Genomic DNA, 17658 nt, shown 5'->3' on the forward strand with positions numbered 1-17658 from the left:
ATAATACTTACAATCTTTCATTACCGTGAAAAGATTTCACGTCGATATATGCAATTTTTCAGTGTATTTCCAAGGAAATACTCGAATACTGTTTTCCCTATCCTTCTTACAACAATTGATCAATTCCAATAAGAATTAATAACACACCTGCAATTATAGTTGCCCATTTCCCTAAGTATTCAGCTAAAAATCTTTTACCAACATACGTAAAACCACTAATACAAATAAAACTAAAAACTCCAGAAATACATGCCGTAAGCCAAAGATTTAAATTTGTTACTCCAGCATCAAATCCACCTGCAATATTGTTTATGGACAATGCAACTCCTAAAACAATTGCTTCAGAAAAACTAATTGTTTTAGAACCATCAAAATCTGCTTTTTCTGGATTACGTAAAACCCCCATAAGTACACTACTATCTTTAGATTCTACGGTATCTTTTTGACTCAAGAAAGGCTGACATAAAATAAACACCCCGATTATTCCTAAAACGACTGCTCCAATAATGTTTGCTGTGAACTCTGAAATAAATAATGCGATCCAATTCCCAAAAAATCCAGCTAGTAAAGTAAATAAAAATCCAAAAAATGCGATGATAAAATTGTTAAGCCACGAAATTCGAATTTTACGAATGCCATATGCAATCCCAACACCTGCATTATCTAAATTAGACGCAATCCCGATTAAAAAAATTGAAAATAAACCTGCCGTACTCATCGTACAGTCACCCCTTTTCTCACTTTTCGTTGCATATTATGAAAATGTTGAGCAACTGTGCCTGTCTGTTTCATATACTTGTAATAAATGCTCAACATTTTTTCAACGATAGACAATAGAAAAGGAGTGCCTACATTATGCCCAATGGAAATCCAAATGAGCGGCTCGGTAAATTAATAAAGAAACTGTTAAAGGAGCGCGCTCTATCTATGCGCCAACTAGGAACACTTACAAATATTGATCCTGCAACAATTTCAAGAATAATTAATGGCAAACAACAACCGAAGCAAAACCATTTACAAAAATTCGCAAACTGTCTACAAGTTCCACCGCAATTATTACTTGATGAAATGTACCCTAACTCTCCACACATAAATAAGGAAAAAGCAGATATGTACACATCTCTCGATACAATTCAACAAACATTACAATCCTCTAACCTATTCGACTTCGAATACACAACAACTCGTGTAAAACAAGAACTTGAAAATTACGAGCGCTATGCTCAAACTACTGAAGGCGAAAAACGTATTCACGAGAGTTTCAAAAGTAAAATAGAACAAATTGATAGTGCTGGTCCTTTCATTGAGCAATTAACAAATATGTACCAACAATTTTGTACAGAAACCATTTCAACCGAAGAGCGTGCAATTATTGGGGGTGCCTTACTATATTTCATTTTATCAACAGACATTATCCCCGATTATCTTTTTCCAATCGGCTATTTAGATGATGCGATTGCCGTTGAATTAGCTAAAGAGAAATTAATTGAAATAAAACGAAAAACATAGAAAAATAAAGAACTATTTCAGTTGTTTATGTTCAACTCTGAAATAGTTCACTAAAAAAGCGTACAAGTACATACCTGTACAATTTCAATATACTAATCTATTTTTTTGTATGACACCATTCATATATGAACGCTGTTATTACTTTTGTAAATTCAATTAACTGCTCAACTTCAACTTTCTCATTTATTGAATGAGCTTCTTCTAATGTACCTGGTCCGTAAATAACAGCTGGAATGTTAAACTCACTAAACCATCCGCCATCAGTTACCGTTGCTGACATATCTAAAATTGCATTTTTAGATAAAATAGATTCATGTACTGAACTTAGCGTTTTGACAGCAACATGTTCGCTATCTACTTCTAAAGAAGGAAAAATTTCGCCACGCTCCACAATCATTGATTCTCCGCCCCACTTAAATTGTGGTGGGTTCTCTCTTAACCATGGATCTGCTGCTGCCACTTTTCCTAAATACTCTTCTATTTCTTCTATTATTTGTTCATGCGTTTCATTTGGATAAAAATGTACGGTTATCCACAATCGGCACTCATCCGCAATAAATGCCGCATGACGTCCTCCTTCAATAACAGCTGGATTAATTGTTGTTGTTCCAGATGGATAGCCTTCATATGTTTTCATGACTGCCCAATGACGCTCTAATTCTTGTAAGCTTTGGACAATCTTCATCATTTTCTCAATCGCACTCGCTCCAAATAGACGTCCTCCAGCATGGATCATTTGTCTACGTGTTGCATCATGAAACGTTTGCGGGCTTTTCACTGTAATCCATCCAGTAATTACGCCGCCCTGCCCTTGCATATGTAAATTACTTGTATCAACTACTACTGCAAAATCAGCATCATAACCACGCTTACAACATTGAAGTGTCCCTGCTTCTCCTACTTCTTCGCCAATTACCGATTGAAAAATTAAATCTCCAGGTAATTCAATCCCCACTTCTTCTAAAAGCTGAATAGCAAATAAGGCTCCAGCTAGTCCACCTTTCATATCTGCCGCGCCTCTCCCAACTAACCAACCATCTTTTATAAACGGCTCAAACGGCTTTGTTTCCCACGGTTCGTCCTTTGATACTTCTGCAACATCTATATGTCCATTAATAATGAGACTTTTATGTGACTCACTTGCTGTCCCCTTTTTCACTCCAACAACATTCGGATCATTTGGATATACATCCCACTTATCAATACTAAAATCTCGTTTTTTTAGAAACTCCGCAACAAATTCTTGCGCCTCATTTGTATTTCTTGCTGGCGGTGCTGGTGTTTCAAAACGAATTAAAGTTTTTGTAAGTTCTAGTAGCTCCTCTTTTCGTAAATCAATCTGTTCTAATAGCTGTGAAACTTCTTGATTCATTGCTAATTCCCCTTTGCATACGTAGTATGTTTCCAAATTTATTTTCACAAAAAAAGAGACTGTTTACAATCTTACAGTCTCCAAATTAATCACTATTATAAACTTTCTAATTCGGTTGTATTTGTCTTTTCAATATGTTCTACTTTACTTCTCTTATTTCTAGTAGCACGATAAAACAGTAAACAAACAATCATAAATGGAATACCACAATATAATGCCATTCTTTGTTCTGGAATAAAAGCCATAGCTACAATTACTGTTAAATTTAATACTAAAGCAAGAATTGGAACAAATGGATACAGTGGTGTTTTAAATTTTAAGTCCTTAATATCCCCGCCTTGCTTCAAATATGTCCTTCTAGCCAATAAATTTGAAAGAGCAATAGATGCCCAAACTAATATTGCTCCGAACCCTGCAATTGAAAGAAGCCATAAATAAACTGTATCTTCCGCATAAATACCTGATAGTAATGAGAGACACCCTACAAACGTACTTACAATCAATGCATAAATAGGAACACCGTTTTTAGATAACTTACCAAAAATCGGGCTAATCATTCCTTGATTAGACATAGACCATAGCATACGGGAAGTTGCATATAATCCTGAATTCGCAACTGATAGTACAGCTGTAATAATAACAAAATTTATAATATCAGCCGCATAAGGAATACCAATTTTATCAAATACAACTACGAATGGACTTTCTATCACGCCTGCTTGCTGCCAAGGAAATAGTCCCGCAAGAATAAAAATAGATAGTACAAAGAAAATAAGTATGCGCCAAACTGTATTATTAATTGCCTTCGGGATAGTTTTCTCTGGATTTTCACTCTCACCAGCTGCAATACCAACTAGTTCTGTTCCTTGGAAGGAAAAATTAACTGCAATCATCGTAATTAAAATGGCTGATAACCCATTTGGGAACAATCCACCATAATCAGTAAAGCTAGAAAACATCGGCGCTGGTTCATTTCCTTTCATATCTAGAAAACCAAACATTGCTGCCCCGCCCAAAATGATAAATGCAATGATTGTAATTACTTTAATACTTGCAAACCAGAATTCAACCTCCGCAAAACTTCTTGAAGATAACGCATTAATAACAAAGAGCAATACGGCAAACACTACGCACCAAATCCATGATGATACATCTGGAAACCAACGTTTCATTAATATACTAACTGCAATTAATTCAATGCCTATCGTAGCCGTCCAGTTTAGCCACGACATCCATCCCACTACATAACCCGCTGCAGGTGAAATATGTTTTGTAGCATATGTTTGATACGATCCTGCATCAGGCATCGCAACCGCTAACTCTCCAAGACAGAGCATCGTTAAATACATAACAAATCCACCGACAAGATACGCTACAATCGCTCCTCCAGGTCCAGCTTCATGAATTGTATAACTGGATCCTAAAAAAAGCCCAGTACCAATAACCCCTCCGAGTGCAATCATAAATATGTGCCGACTTTTCAATTCTCTTTTTAATCCCTGGTTTTGATCCATCATATAAATCCCCCCTTTTCACTTTGCAAACCCATTTAATGTAAGCGTTTTTAAAATTCTTCATAGTAAAAATAATTATTTAAAAGAGCAAAATACATATTACTACTATTAATCACTACCTGTTATTAAAAGGTCATCCCTCACTGTTATTAATAGTTTTTGATCAGCGATAGCTTGTCCTTCTACCACTTCTAATGATTCGATATAACCACTGATTCCCACTTTAATTTCCACCTGCTGCTTATCTATTGTTTCAATTAACGCTAATTTTTCCCACTCATATACGTAAGAACTTTCAGTAACAAATAATTTCTCTACTTTCCCGTAACAAGGACTATACACGCCTTCTATAACCGTCTTCACTTTATAAATTCCTCCCTCTTATTAATTGAAACTGAAACGTTGCATACACTATAAAGATTCATAATCCCCCTACTCTTTAAATTTAGAGATCTTAACTACTATTCATGCAAAATACGTACCAACCTCAATACCTATGTAAAATTAGGATTTCTTAAGAAAAAAATCTGCATAACCGCAAAAATTTTCTATCATTTGAAAATTTTTAAGAGAAAATAGCAAAAAAATTTTGCGATTTTATAAGAATTTTAATAAAATTATAAAAAGTCAGTCTTCATAGGGTATAACGAGGAGAAGATAATACATGCATACAGAAGAAATCAATTTTAAAAAGATTATTGAAATGAATGTGCTATACGAAACTTTACTCAATGAACTAGATATTGGGATCCATATTATTAATGAGGAAAGTAAAACGATTATCTATAACCGTAAAATGATGGAAATTGAATCAATGGATCGCTTAGATGTGCTAGATAAAAATCCTTTAGAAGTATTTGCATTTGAAGAAAATAAAAATAGTACTCTTATAGAGGCTTTAAAACTTGGAAAAACAAACAAAAATATAAAACAAACGTATTTTAACAATAAAGGACAAGAGATTACGACGATTAACGATACTTTTCCTATAATAGAAAATGGAAAAATTAAAGGCGCTATTGAAATTTCAAAAGAGATTAGTCATTTAAAACAAACAATGAAAACGAACCTTTCTCGAAAACAAAATACTAAGTTTACCTTTGATCACATAATTGGTGATTCTAGAGCTATTCAATCGGTCATTACAGAAGCAAAGAGAGTAATACGTACGCCATCCTCCATACTTATAATCGGGGAAACAGGGACCGGTAAAGAACTATTTGCGCAAAGCATCCATAATGAAAGCCAGCGTTCAACAAAACCATTTATTTCGCAAAACTGTGCCGCTATACCAGAAACCTTAATGGAAAGTTTACTATTTGGTACAAATCGAGGTGCTTTTACAGGGGCAATAGATAAACCTGGTTTATTTGAAGAGGCAAATGGGGGAACTTTGTTATTAGATGAAATCAACTCATTAAGCCCAGCACTTCAAGCTAAATTGCTGCGGGCTATACAAGAAAAAACAATACGAAGAATCGGAGGCACACAAGAAAAAGAAATTGATATTCGTATTATAGCAACTATTAATGAAGATCCTCTTGAAGCCATAGGACACAATCGATTAAGACAAGACTTATATTACCGATTAAGCGTTGTTACTTTATGTCTTCCACCTTTACGGGAACGAAAAGAAGATATTGCATATCTTGTTCAACACTTTATTGAAAAATACAATATCCAATTTGATCTTAGCGTAAAAGATGTAGATTTAAACGTAAATAACTTCTTCTATAAATACGATTGGCCTGGTAATGTGAGAGAACTAGAACATATAATTGAAGGCTCCATGAACTTAATAGAAGATGAAGATATCATTACAGCGTTCCATATGCCAACGCACTTTCGCGAACTAGCAAAAAAGGAACTGAATATGCAGACTCTGCTAACTAGTCACAATACTGATACGCCACAAACTTTAAAACGTATAATCGAAGAAATGGAAAAGAAATATATCCATCAAATTCTTAAAGAAAATAAAGGTAATATCTCACAAGCCGCAAAATTTTTAGGATTGAGTAGACAAAACTTACAATATCGAATTAAAAAATTGCACTTGCACATATGAAATGAATCTTTCTCCAAGCGTAAAGGAACTGGTAAAATATGTTATAATAAACGTATAATATGCTAGAAAGGGGCAATGTATATGAGTAATGATAAGAAGTTGAAGTTATTACACTACTTAGGTCTTTTCCCTACCATTCTATGTATAATGCTATTCATTGATATGAGCAGCTTTCCTCATGCAAAGCTCTTAGGCACAATTAGCGGCTCCTTTGCAGCTATTATGCTTGCTGCTTTTTGGAATTTGAAGCTACGTATGAAGAAAGAGAAATCTTCTTAATTTCAGAGTGCAAAAAAATCGAGCCTTATCAGCTCGATTTTTTACTTATTATTAAAATTCAACATTCTCCAAATACAATCCACTCGCCTCAGCAAGACAATTAATTTGATTACGTTGTTTTTCCTCTAAAATGTTTGGAATTGCGTCCGCCTCTAATTGCCCTAATCCAACTTCAATTAATGCTCCAACAATTTTCCGCACCATGTTATGAAGGAATCCGTTACCACTTACTCTAATTTGTACAAATCCTGATTCTTCGGAAACATCAAGTGTATACACTTCTCGAACCATAGATTTTTTCTTAGACTTTGCATTTGAAAAGGCAGTGAAGTCATGTGAACCAACTAAATGTTTCGCAGCTTCTTTCATGCTTTTCACATTTAATTGTTTATTCACGTGCATGCTGTATTTACGCATAAATGGGTTCGTATGCTCTTCATTCCAAATTTTATAAAGATATGTTTTTGCTTTAGAATTGTAACGAGCATGGAAACGATCTGGTACTTCTTCTACACTCGTAATACTAATATCATTTGGTAAATATTGATTTAAATACTTTTTTACTTTATGTTCTACTAACTTCTCATCACTTTGAAAGTTAGCTACTTGATTCAAAGCGTGTACACCAGCATCCGTTCTACTACAGCCGATAATTTCAATTTCTTTTCCGACCATTTCAGATATTATACTTTCGATTTTCCCCTGAATCGTATTGTCATTATTACCAAGACGTTGCCACCCTTTATAACGCGCACCATCATATTGAATCGTCAATTTATAATTGTTCATTATATTCTCCTTACTTCCATTCGCTAAATAAAATATACCCTCACATAGCTCCTGCTTTGTGAGGGACATATCCTTATTGAATGTTACTTTCTAACAAGTTTCACTACATTTTCTACATGCGCAGTATGCGGGAACATATCAACTGGTTGTACATACTCCACTTCATAGCTCTCCATTAATGTTTCCACATCACGTGCTAATGAGGACGGGTTACAAGACACGTAAACAACTTGTTTCGGTTTCACTTTTAAAATCGTTTCAAGTAATTTATCATCACAACCTGTACGCGGTGGGTCGACAACAATGACATCTGGACGCCAGCCTTCTTTTACCCACTTTGGTAACCATTGTTCCGCTTTACCAGCTTCATACTTTGCATTTGTGAATCCGTGGCGTTTTGCATTTTTCTTTGCATCTTCAATCGCTTCTGGAATTACATCCATACCACGTACTTCCGCTGCATCATTCGCAAGCCAAAGTCCAATCGTACCGACACCACAATACGCATCCACAATCTTCTCGTTTCCTGTTAAAGCAGCTGCTTTTTTCGCTTCATCGTATAAAACAACTGTTTGTTCTGGATTTAATTGGAAGAATGCGCGTGCTGATAATTCAAATGATAAATCACCTAGTGTTTCTTGAATTACTTCTTTTCCAGCTAATTTAAATGTTTTATCACCGAAAATAACAGATGTTTTACGCCAGTTTACGTTTTGCATAATTGATTTAACACTTGGCATTTGTTTTTGCACTTCTGCGATAAATTGATCTTTATTTGGTAATTCTTCTTTTGTTGTAATAAGTGTGACTTGCACTTCCCCTGTTTGAACTGCAGTACGTGTCACAATTGTGCGTACTAAACCTTTTTGTTTTTTCTCATTGTAAATAGAAACATTTAATTTTTCTAATATACGTCTTACAACTTTTGTCGCTTCATTCGTTGCTTTATGCTGAATCATGCAATGAGAAATATCAATTAACTGATGTGAGTTTTGCTTATATAACCCTGTAATAACCTTTTCGTCTTTACGCCCCACTTGCAATTGACTTTTATTACGATAATGCCATGGATTTTCCATACCAAGCGTCGGACGAATTTTCTCTTCCAGACTGTTATTCATGTACTTCTCAAATGCTTGTACAACGATATCACGCTTTTGATTTAATTGTTCTTTATAATCTAAATGCTGCAATTGACAGCCACCACACTCCTCATATACTGAACATGGTGCTTTCACACGATGTGGTGAGGATTTACGAACTTTTTTCACTTTCGCTTCAGCGAAGCCACGCTGAATTTTCGTTGCTTCAGCAACAACTTCTTCTCCTGGTAATGCCCCTGGAATGAAAACAACTTGTCTCTTAAAATAACCAACGCCTTCTCCGTTAATCCCAAGACGTTTAATTGTCACAGGAAACGTTTGACCAACTTCCAACTTACTCTCTTGTTGCTTTTGTATCATTATTACACCTCTACTCTATACTTTTCCATAAATATAACGCTGCATAACTGCAATATGGTTCACACTCTTGTTTCACTTTTTCTAAAAATGCATCATCAGGCTTATTATCTAATTGAAATACACCTTGCACTGCGCGCTGAATTCCAATGTCTGCTTTTGGAAACATATTTTTCCGACCAAGCCCAAACATTAAAAAGTTTTGCACTGTCCATGCTCCAATACCCCTTATTGGTAACAATTGTGCCGATACTTCTTCTTCTGTTTCGTTTTGTATCCTTGCTAAATCTAATTTACCGCCTACAATATGTTTTGCTAATCCTACTATATATTCGGCTTTTCGCTGACTAAACTTCTGCTCTCTCAATTCTTCTATTGAAATGTTTGCTACTCTTTCTGGTGTTGGGAAAAAGAAAACGCCGTTCTTCTCTGTCCCATATCGTTTTACAAATTGATCTGTTAGCACAGTAGCAAATTTCAAATTTATTTGTTGATGAATAATACAGCGAAGAAGACAAGCGAAATAATCAAATTCTAAAATAATTGGAGTATAAGCATATGTTTCAAATAGTGGACGTAATGATGTGTTTAAAAAATGATTTTGTATATTTTGAAACGGTTCATTCCAGTGAAAAATGGATCTCATTCGTTTCATTACTTTCTCTTGATCTCCTGCCTGACTAGAGATCCAAAACTGTGGATTTTGAACAGTACCAATCCCTTGCAAACGAACAACAATCTGTTCTTCGTCTATAAAAACCGGGACATAAATTACTTTCTCGTCTAATTGAATAACGTTTAACGGGTCGAAAGATAAACGCTTTAGTACTTCCTCAAAATGGTACGGATATTCTAACGTAACATGTTCGCTCCACATACGTTTCCCCATCCTTTTTACACATCATTATAGCATGAGAAAACCGCAAGCATACATGCTTACGGTTGATTGCTTTTTACTAAATCATCTAGGCTTTTAAAATGATACCCTTTCTCGCGCAAATCATCAATGATTTTCGCAAGTGCTTCTGCATTATCTTTTGATATTGCATGAAGTAACAAAACAGATCCTGGATGAATCATAGTCATTACATTATTATGAGCGTATTGCCATCCTCTTTGCTGATCTACTTTCCAATCAAGAAATGCAAGCGACCAAAACACGTTATAATATCCCATGTCTTTCGTAAGCGCTAGCGTTCTTTCACTAAACACGCCTCGTGGAGGGCGTACATATTTCACTTCTTTTTGCCCAGTAACTTTTTTAATCTCTTCCGTTACGCTCGTTAATTCTTCACGAAGTTTTGCATCATTTACTGTTGTAAAATCTGGATGACTCCAAGAATGATTACCAATAATATGTCCTTCATTTTTCATTCTTAATAATAAATCTTTTTGTGTTTTTATATAATGTCCCGTCACAAAGAAAGTTGCTGGTACTTTTTTCTCCTTCAGTACATCTAAAATCTTTCCTGTATATCCATTTTCGTATCCATTATCAAATGTTAAATAAATATCTTTTTTCTTCGTATCTCCTAAATAAAACCCACCATTTTTTTGTAGTAATTCTGTATATAGTTTCCCTGCATCTGGCACCGTTTCATTTTTAGGACGTGGGATTCCCCAGTTATGTGGTGTATTCGTATAAGCAAATGTTGAAACTGGAACAAGTGCCATCATAATTGAAAAAATGAGACCTATATATAACCATTTATATTTCATAAATAGTCTCCTTTCCATATATAATCGTACCTGTAGTTTCTGTTTCCCTGCTTTCTTTCATGCTGAACATGTTTTTCTATATATACCAAAAAAATGCACCTCGAATAATTCGAGATGCACTTCTCTTTACTTAAATACAGGTTCTTTAAAGCTCGCCAATTTTTCAAGTGATGTTTTATCAACATCAGCATGTAGACTTTTACCATGAGAATCCATCGTTACAACTGCTTTAAAACCATCGATACGTAAATGCCACATTGCCTCTGGGATACCGAATTGTAAGAAATCAACATCTTTCACTTCTTTAATACATTCAGCATAATATTGCGCTGCACCACCAATTGCATTTAAGTACACACCACCGTGTTCTTCTAAAGCTGCTAATGTTTTAGCACCCATACCACCTTTACCAATTACAGCACGAATACCGAACTTTTTCATAATATCGCCTTGATATGGCTCTTCACGAATACTTGTCGTTGGACCTGCCGCTTTAATTTGCCAATTATCATTTTCATCTTTCACTACAACTGGACCACAATGATAAATAATTTGTCCCTTTAAATCTACTGGACAATCGTTATCCATTAAATGTTTATGAATCGCATCACGTCCTGTATACATCATGCCGTTAATTGTAACAACATCACCAACACGAAGTTCACGAATTTGCTCTTCTGTAATTGGAGCTTGTAATACGATTTCACGCTGCTCTGCTTGTTCTTGCGCAGCATCTTGCTGAAGTGTATCTTCACCTTCCTGGTACAACCAATCCATAATTTCACCTGTTTCAGGATGAATTGTTACACCAAGACGACGATATGCCCAACAATTATACGCAACAGATACGTAGAAGCTCGCTGGCAAACGATTATATACTCCAACTTTGCAACCTAATAAAGTTGTTTCTCCGCCAAATCCCATCGTACCAATGCCAAGCTTATTCGCATTCTCTAACACGTACTCTTCAAGTTTGTGTAATTCTGGAACTGGATTTACATCATCTAATGTACGGAATAATTGATTTTTTGCTAATTCGTAACCTGATGTGCGGTCTCCCCCGATACCGACGCCGATTACTCCTGCGCTACACCCTTGACCTTGCGCTTGATATACTGCATGAAGAAGGCATTTACGAATTCCTTCTAAATCACGCCCAGCTCGTCCAAGTCCTTCTATTTCACAAGGCAGGCTATATTGAATATTTTTATTCTCACAACCGCCGCCCTTTAAAATTAAACGTGCATCAATGTAATCTTTTTCCCATTGTTCAAACTTAATAACAGGTGTACCTGGTCCTAAATTGTTTCCGCTATTGTCTCCAAAAAGAGAATCAACAGAGTTTGGACGAAGTTTACCATCTTTTGTCGCCCGCTCAAGCGCACTATAGATAGCTTCCTTCAGTTTTAATTGATTCACACCAACTGGTGTATAAATTTTAAACGTTGGCATCCCTGTATCTTGGCAAATTGGCGAGATATTATCATCTGCCATTTTAATGTTATTCGTAATTGTGCCAAGTGCCATCGCCGAACGAGTTCCTGCATTTTCTCGTTCTTTCGCTTGTTGAATTGCGCGACGAACATCTTTCGGTAAGTTCGTTGACGTTTCAACAATTAGTTGATACATGCTTTCTTGAAGCTTTTCCATTGTTACTTCCCCCTCAATTGTGAACGCTACCAAAACGTTATGAAATGAAAATTCCATTGTTATACTCTTCAGCTGTTTATTTATTTCACGCCATTAAAGGTTAAATGAAATTTTTCACAACTTGATTATACCTTTTTTTCTATATTCCTTCTATTATCCGTACAGAAAAAGGCTGCCAATTTTGTAGTGGCAGCCTTTTTAATATATTATTCGTCTTTTTTAAATTGCTCACATTTCAGTTCTAATTCATCTAACATTGCAAGAAGACGATCTACATCCTCTAATTCTACCTCTTCTGGTTCAATCGTATCAATTACTTCAATGAACATATTTAAACGTTCTTTCAAATATACTAGTTGTGAATCTTTACCTTGAATTGCTTTTCCCATGAAGGCACTCTCCTTTTAATTCGAGTTGCTTTTATTATACCGCAAAAATGATTGCTATGGGCATGTAATTTCATCAATTTCGTCACAGTAATTCATTATAATGTAAGCCCTCTCTCTTTTTTTACAAAAAAGTTTCACTTTATAAAAAGCACATATTCTTCTATTATAGAGAATGGACAAATTGTTATTTCAATAGTCAAAGGAGTATTTCATATGACGATATCACAAATAATGAAGCCGATTACTCCTTCTTACGATCCATGGGAAGCGTATATGGACCTTGAAGAGTACGGCAAACTACTATTAACAAACGTTGAGTTTACAACGACGACGTTATGCAATATGCGTTGCGAGCATTGCGCTGTTGGTTACACATTACAGCCGAAAGATCCAAACCCGCTTCCGATGGAGCTTTTATTAAAACGATTAGATGAGATTCCTCATTTACGTTCTTTAAGTATTACAGGCGGAGAACCTATGCTTTCAAAAAAATCCGTCGACAACTATGTAACACCGCTCTTAAAATACGCCCATGAACGAGGCGTTCGCACTCAAATTAACTCAAACTTAACTATAGATTTAGCACGTTACGAACAAATTATTCCCTACTTAGATGTATTGCACATTTCACATAACTGGGGAACAATCGATGACTTCGTTGAAGGCGGATTTGCAATGATGGAGCGTAAGCCTACTTATGAACAGCGCGCTAAATTATTTGAAAGAATGATTACAAATAGTAAAGCCCTATCAGAGGCAGGTGTACTCGTATCAGCCGAAACTATGTTAAACAAACGAACTCTACCACATATTGAACATATTCACCGTCAAATCGTTGAAGAAATGGGCTGTAAACGTCATGAAGTTCACCCGATGTATCCGAGTGACTTCGCTAGCACACTTGAAATTTTAACAAAAGAAGAAATTCGAAATGCAGTTGAACATTTATTAGAGATCCGTGATGAAAATGTGTGGATGTTATTCGGAACATTACCTTTCTATGCATGTAGTGATAATGAACACGATTTAGCTACACTAAAGAAATTACATGAAAGTAAAAATGTAACTGTCCGCAATGATCCAGATGGTCGTTCTCGTTTGAACGTAAATATTTTTGATGGAAATATTATCGTGACCGACTTCGGTGATGTCCCGCTTCTAGGTAATGTACAAACAAATACACTACAAGAAGCTTACGACAAATGGTGTGACTCAAAAACAGCAAAATCATTAAGTTGCCATTGTCCTGCCGTGAAATGCCTTGGACCAAATGTTCTTGTAAAAAATAGCTACTATCCAAAAGAAGATTTCTTATCAAAAACATCAAACATTATGTTATAAAGTGAAACTTTAATCAGTGGGGGTTTTGTTCATCCCCCACTGATTGTTAGCCCACACCAATCGGGAGTTTACGGGCATCAGGGCCTCCCACCTAACTTCTTTGCTCCAGCCGAATTTTGAGGTGGGAGTTTTACTGCCCGCAAATAGCGGGATAAATAAAAAACGTCAGCTTATAGGCTGACGTTTTTTATTTCATTGTGCATGCGATGAAGAAACAAATTTAAAAAATAAATGATCATGAATTGGAATAGCGGCTCCGATTCCTTGTGATGTAATATTTTTCACGACAAGCTTTTTTTGATTCCCTTTTAACACAAGGTAGACTTCTCCAAATGTTACTTTTCCTTTTTCATTTACTGCTGGTGTATACGCATATAAATATCCAAGTTGACTTGGACTAATATTATAAACACGCTCATGTCCGGTACCATAACCAATGGTTGTTTTAAATGAAAGTGGCAATTGTACTTTTTCAAGCGCTTTTAGAAGCATCATTTTTTTCACATCTGTAGTATCTTTCATATCTGCTGTTAAATCACCTTCGATTGTCTTTTGGGTTTCTTGCTTATAGCGAAGTGGGTATAAGCGATCCCCTCCGCGATTATCATATACATTTCGATTTACTTGCTTATATTCCCAATTAATCGATGTGTCTATTGACTCATAATTTAATGCCCATTGCCCTAAATAAATTTTCGCTCGGTACCCTACTGCAAGCGGTGCATTCGAAATTGTCGTTTCATTAAACATTCGAATTAAATCTGGGTTTTCAATTTTGATATTTGCTGTTTTCAATAGTTCTTGCGCAAACTTACTTGGCTGTAAACGCGGTAAATCTTGTGCATCATTTGGAAATGTATTATCCTTTGAAATATTTAAAACAGATGAAGGCATTTTTACTTCTACCGTTGTCTTTGCAAAACTACTGTTAGGAAATAATAAAATAAACGAGACCATGGTTGAAAGACATATGCTGTATACTCGTTTCACCTGTCTGGCTCCTTCCTATGTAAAGGTATATAAATTACTGTATTTAGTGTTTTCCCTCTGAAGCATTGTTATCCCTATTTTTCATAATAAATAAAAACCAATTCCCATAATGACATACGCAGCTAATAAAGTGCCTCCTTCAAACCAGTTTGTATCCCCATCATTTGAAATAGCAATAGTTAAGAAAACAGCTGTAATCATGGAAACAAGCTCTGGTATTGTAAATACTAACGGCATCTTTTGTGCAAAAAACATCGAAAGAAGTACTAAAACAGGAGCAACAAACATGGCGATTTGTAATGTAGAACCTACTGCAATTTCTACTGCGATATTTACTTTATTTTTATATGCCATAATAATCGCAGATGCATGTTCTGCTGCATTACCAACAATTGCAACGATAATAACCCCTATAAATAACTCTGACCAGCCAAACGACTTTGCGACCGTTTCAAAAGTATGTACGAGTGCCTCTGACACATAAGCAACTGCAAGTGTTGCTATCGCTAAAACGAGTAGCGCTTTACCTTTCGACCACTCAGGCTCCTCCTCATGTACTTCTTCATCGCTCTTATGTTGATATACACCGCGGTGCGTAACTAACTTAAATAGCAATGCAGCAAGGTACATAATGATCATGATAATAGAAACACCAATACTTAATTGATACGTCTTTCCAGCATCCATCTTCATTGAAAAAATCTCTGGAATAACAAAGGCTACGACAACAGCAAATATTAATAAAGCTGAATTATGTCTTGCATCATAAACATTGAAACTTTGTCTTTTATACTTAAGGCCACCTATAAAGAAGGATAACCCTCCTACCAGTAATAAGTTTCCAAGTACAGAACCAGTTAAGGAAGCTAAAACAACTTCTGTTAATCCTGCCTGGAGTGCAAAAATTGAAATGATAAGTTCCACGGCATTACCGAAAGTTGCATTTAATAAACCACCTATCCGAGGCCCAGAAACAATTGCTAAACTTTCTGTCGCCCTCCCCATAAAACCAGCTAATGCAATAATAGTAATGCAGTATACAGCAAACATAATAGTTTGTGGCCAATGAAGTGTTTTTCCGATTACAGAAAGTGGTACACCTATAAGCGCTACTATGAGAAATATTTTATTAAACATGCTTTTCATCCTTCCATCGTATGTATTTCTCCTCGATATTATTATTATTCATCTCCTAACTTGTCCGATTTCATCACAATTACGTTTAAAAAATCGGATTGAAGAAAACAGTATGAAAGATATTTAAATTATCTTGTCCAGACAGAAAAAATTATGAATTATGAAAAGAGGCTAAAAATATGCACTTAAAAGAAAAAATCGCAACTATTATTCAAGGTCAACGCACTGGTGTATTATCTACTGTACGTCACGATAAGCCACATAGCGCCTTTATGATGTTTTTCCACGAAGATTTTGTACTATATGTTGCAACAGATCGAAATTCAAAAAAGATAACAGATATTGAAAAAAACCCCAATGTACATGTACTACTTGGACGTGAAGGAAAGAAATTAGATGAGGATTACATTGAAGTTGAAGGCATAGCTTCCATCGAAGAAGATCAAACATTAAAAAACAAATTTTGGACTAATAGCTTAAAACGCTGGTTACTCGGTGCGGAAGACCCTAATTACGTACTAATAAAAATCAATCCCGATACAATTTATTACATCGATAGTGCTGGTACGACCGAGCCCGAGTTTTTACGACTATAAAATAAAAACAAGCCCCCCTTAGGTGGGCTTGTTTTGTCGAAAAGTTCTTCTGAAAAAAACAATAAAATAGGTGGAACTTTCTAAAGATTCTGTTATATAATAGCAGTAACTTAAATAAACTGTATTAAAACAGATTGAGGGGAGAAATTAAAATTGATGAAAAGAGAAGAACGAAAAAACATGATTGAGTTTATTGAAAAGAAAAAAGGGATTGAACGTGACGAATTATTATTTATGACGGATGATGAAGTAGAGCATATTTATAATGTAACGTACTTTTTATATGAAGAAATAGCAGAGTAGTATAATAAACCCCCACCTTATTAAAAATATAGGGCGGGGGTTTATTTCGTTTTTATACATGAGAATGATTTTCATGTATAATAATGTAAGATTGGAGGAGTTTCACTATGAGTTCATGGCTATTATTCGCACTATTATCAGCAATTGCCGCTGCCCTCGTATCTATTTTCGGAAAGATTGGCTTAGATGGAATCGATGCCAACGTCGCAACAACGGTTCGCTCTATTATTATGGCATTATTTATGGTAGGAGTTATTATTATACAAGGTAAATTTCAAAATATCGGTGATGTCCTCCTAAATAAAAAAGCACTGCTATTTATCACATTAAGTGGAATCGCTGGTGCTTCGTCATGGCTATTTTATTTTCTTGCGTTAAAAACAGGAAAAGTTTCACAAGTAGCACCTATCGATAAATTAAGTGTAGTATTTTCCATTATTCTCGCGATGATTATATTAGGTGAAAAGTTAAACTTTATGACCGGTATTGGTGTAGTCTTTATTACAGCTGGTGTATTATTTATCGCTTTCAGCTAAAAAAAC

19 protein-coding genes are annotated in these 17658 nt (G+C 35.4%); 7 read left to right on the plus strand and 12 right to left on the minus strand.

Going from position 1 to position 17658, the window contains the following annotated elements; translation table 11 throughout:
* Positions 1 to 106: 106 nt before the first annotated feature.
* The gene (gene ytaF / locus MKX66_RS17450; protein ID WP_002029603.1) at positions 107 to 718 is read right to left on the minus strand and encodes a sporulation membrane protein YtaF; all 612 of its coding nucleotides are present in this window, start codon (positions 716 to 718) and stop codon (positions 107 to 109) included.
* Between the two features lie 137 nt (positions 719 to 855).
* Between ytaF and MKX66_RS17455 the strand changes: the two genes are divergently transcribed.
* Positions 856 to 1509, plus strand: a complete 654-nt coding sequence (locus MKX66_RS17455; RefSeq protein WP_002029602.1) for a helix-turn-helix domain-containing protein — start codon at positions 856 to 858, stop codon at positions 1507 to 1509.
* Between the two features lie 97 nt (positions 1510 to 1606).
* Here MKX66_RS17455 and MKX66_RS17460 read toward each other — a convergent pair whose 3' ends face one another.
* From MKX66_RS17460 to MKX66_RS17470, 3 genes are all read right to left on the minus strand, one after another.
* The gene (locus tag MKX66_RS17460; RefSeq protein WP_080683334.1) at positions 1607 to 2929 is read right to left on the minus strand and encodes an acetylornithine deacetylase; all 1323 of its coding nucleotides are present in this window, start codon (positions 2927 to 2929) and stop codon (positions 1607 to 1609) included.
* Between the two features lie 47 nt (positions 2930 to 2976).
* Positions 2977 to 4398, minus strand: a complete 1422-nt coding sequence (locus MKX66_RS17465; protein ID WP_033708760.1) for an amino acid permease — start codon at positions 4396 to 4398, stop codon at positions 2977 to 2979.
* Positions 4399 to 4503: 105 nt separating this feature from the next.
* A complete protein-coding gene (locus MKX66_RS17470) occupies positions 4504 to 4758 on the minus strand; it encodes a biotin/lipoyl-containing protein (RefSeq protein WP_002010281.1) in 255 nt (84 codons plus the stop codon).
* A gap of 301 nt (positions 4759 to 5059) precedes the next feature.
* Here MKX66_RS17470 and MKX66_RS17475 point away from each other — a divergent pair, with 301 nt between their 5' ends.
* Positions 5060 to 6463, plus strand: a complete 1404-nt coding sequence (locus MKX66_RS17475; RefSeq protein ID WP_341086813.1) for a sigma-54 interaction domain-containing protein — start codon at positions 5060 to 5062, stop codon at positions 6461 to 6463.
* 81 nt (positions 6464 to 6544) lie between these two features.
* Positions 6545 to 6742 (plus strand): hypothetical protein, encoded by a 198-nt coding sequence (locus tag MKX66_RS17480; protein ID WP_002140273.1) that lies wholly within the window; start codon positions 6545 to 6547, stop codon positions 6740 to 6742.
* Between the two features lie 51 nt (positions 6743 to 6793).
* Here MKX66_RS17480 and truA read toward each other — a convergent pair whose 3' ends face one another.
* The 6 genes from truA to MKX66_RS17510 form a co-directional block, all read right to left on the minus strand.
* A complete protein-coding gene (gene truA, locus MKX66_RS17485; protein ID WP_002125027.1) occupies positions 6794 to 7531 on the minus strand; it encodes a tRNA pseudouridine(38-40) synthase TruA in 738 nt (245 codons plus the stop codon).
* An 83-nt stretch (positions 7532 to 7614) separates the two neighbouring features.
* Entirely contained in the window at positions 7615 to 8994 is a 1380-nt protein-coding gene (gene rlmD / locus MKX66_RS17490; RefSeq protein ID WP_002029595.1) for a 23S rRNA (uracil(1939)-C(5))-methyltransferase RlmD, read from the minus strand.
* 10 nt (positions 8995 to 9004) lie between these two features.
* A complete protein-coding gene (locus MKX66_RS17495) occupies positions 9005 to 9868 on the minus strand; it encodes a DNA-3-methyladenine glycosylase family protein (RefSeq protein WP_002140272.1) in 864 nt (287 codons plus the stop codon).
* A gap of 59 nt (positions 9869 to 9927) precedes the next feature.
* A complete protein-coding gene (pdaA, locus tag MKX66_RS17500) occupies positions 9928 to 10710 on the minus strand; it encodes a delta-lactam-biosynthetic de-N-acetylase (RefSeq protein WP_002029593.1) in 783 nt (260 codons plus the stop codon).
* Positions 10711 to 10836: 126 nt separating this feature from the next.
* Positions 10837 to 12360, minus strand: coding sequence for a class I fumarate hydratase (gene fumA / locus MKX66_RS17505; protein WP_085963289.1), 1524 nt, complete (start codon positions 12358 to 12360; stop codon positions 10837 to 10839).
* 206 nt (positions 12361 to 12566) lie between these two features.
* Positions 12567 to 12749 carry an SE1561 family protein gene (locus MKX66_RS17510; protein ID WP_002010264.1) on the minus strand — a complete coding sequence of 61 codons (183 nt, stop codon included), beginning with the start codon at positions 12747 to 12749 and terminating at the stop codon, positions 12567 to 12569.
* A gap of 213 nt (positions 12750 to 12962) precedes the next feature.
* On the opposite strand from MKX66_RS17510, the gene yfkAB reads away from it, so the two are divergent.
* Positions 12963 to 14090: a radical SAM/CxCxxxxC motif protein YfkAB gene (gene yfkAB, locus MKX66_RS17515; RefSeq protein ID WP_002125019.1), complete on the plus strand. Its 1128-nt coding sequence runs from the start codon at positions 12963 to 12965 to the stop codon at positions 14088 to 14090.
* A gap of 192 nt (positions 14091 to 14282) precedes the next feature.
* Here yfkAB and MKX66_RS17520 read toward each other — a convergent pair whose 3' ends face one another.
* Positions 14283 to 15080: a YfkD famly protein gene (locus MKX66_RS17520; protein ID WP_002125017.1), complete on the minus strand. Its 798-nt coding sequence runs from the start codon at positions 15078 to 15080 to the stop codon at positions 14283 to 14285.
* Positions 15081 to 15161: 81 nt separating this feature from the next.
* Positions 15162 to 16217 carry a calcium/proton exchanger gene (gene cax / locus MKX66_RS17525; RefSeq protein WP_012260267.1) on the minus strand — a complete coding sequence of 352 codons (1056 nt, stop codon included), beginning with the start codon at positions 16215 to 16217 and terminating at the stop codon, positions 15162 to 15164.
* 179 nt (positions 16218 to 16396) lie between these two features.
* Here cax and MKX66_RS17530 point away from each other — a divergent pair, with 179 nt between their 5' ends.
* The 3 genes from MKX66_RS17530 (at position 16397) to MKX66_RS17540 (ending at position 17652) form a co-directional block, all read left to right on the plus strand.
* Entirely contained in the window at positions 16397 to 16813 is a 417-nt protein-coding gene (locus MKX66_RS17530; protein ID WP_002029572.1) for a pyridoxamine 5'-phosphate oxidase family protein, read from the plus strand.
* Positions 16814 to 16969: 156 nt separating this feature from the next.
* Positions 16970 to 17116 (plus strand): BH0509 family protein, encoded by a 147-nt coding sequence (locus MKX66_RS17535; RefSeq protein ID WP_000817786.1) that lies wholly within the window; start codon positions 16970 to 16972, stop codon positions 17114 to 17116.
* Positions 17117 to 17223: 107 nt separating this feature from the next.
* Positions 17224 to 17652, plus strand: coding sequence for an EamA family transporter (locus MKX66_RS17540; RefSeq protein ID WP_002029573.1), 429 nt, complete (start codon positions 17224 to 17226; stop codon positions 17650 to 17652).
* Positions 17653 to 17658: the final 6 nt, after the last annotated feature.

Source organism: Bacillus sp. FSL R9-9530 (assembly GCF_038008145.1).
In the GTDB taxonomy this organism is placed as follows: Bacteria; Bacillota; Bacilli; order Bacillales; family Bacillaceae_G; genus Bacillus_A; species Bacillus_A mycoides.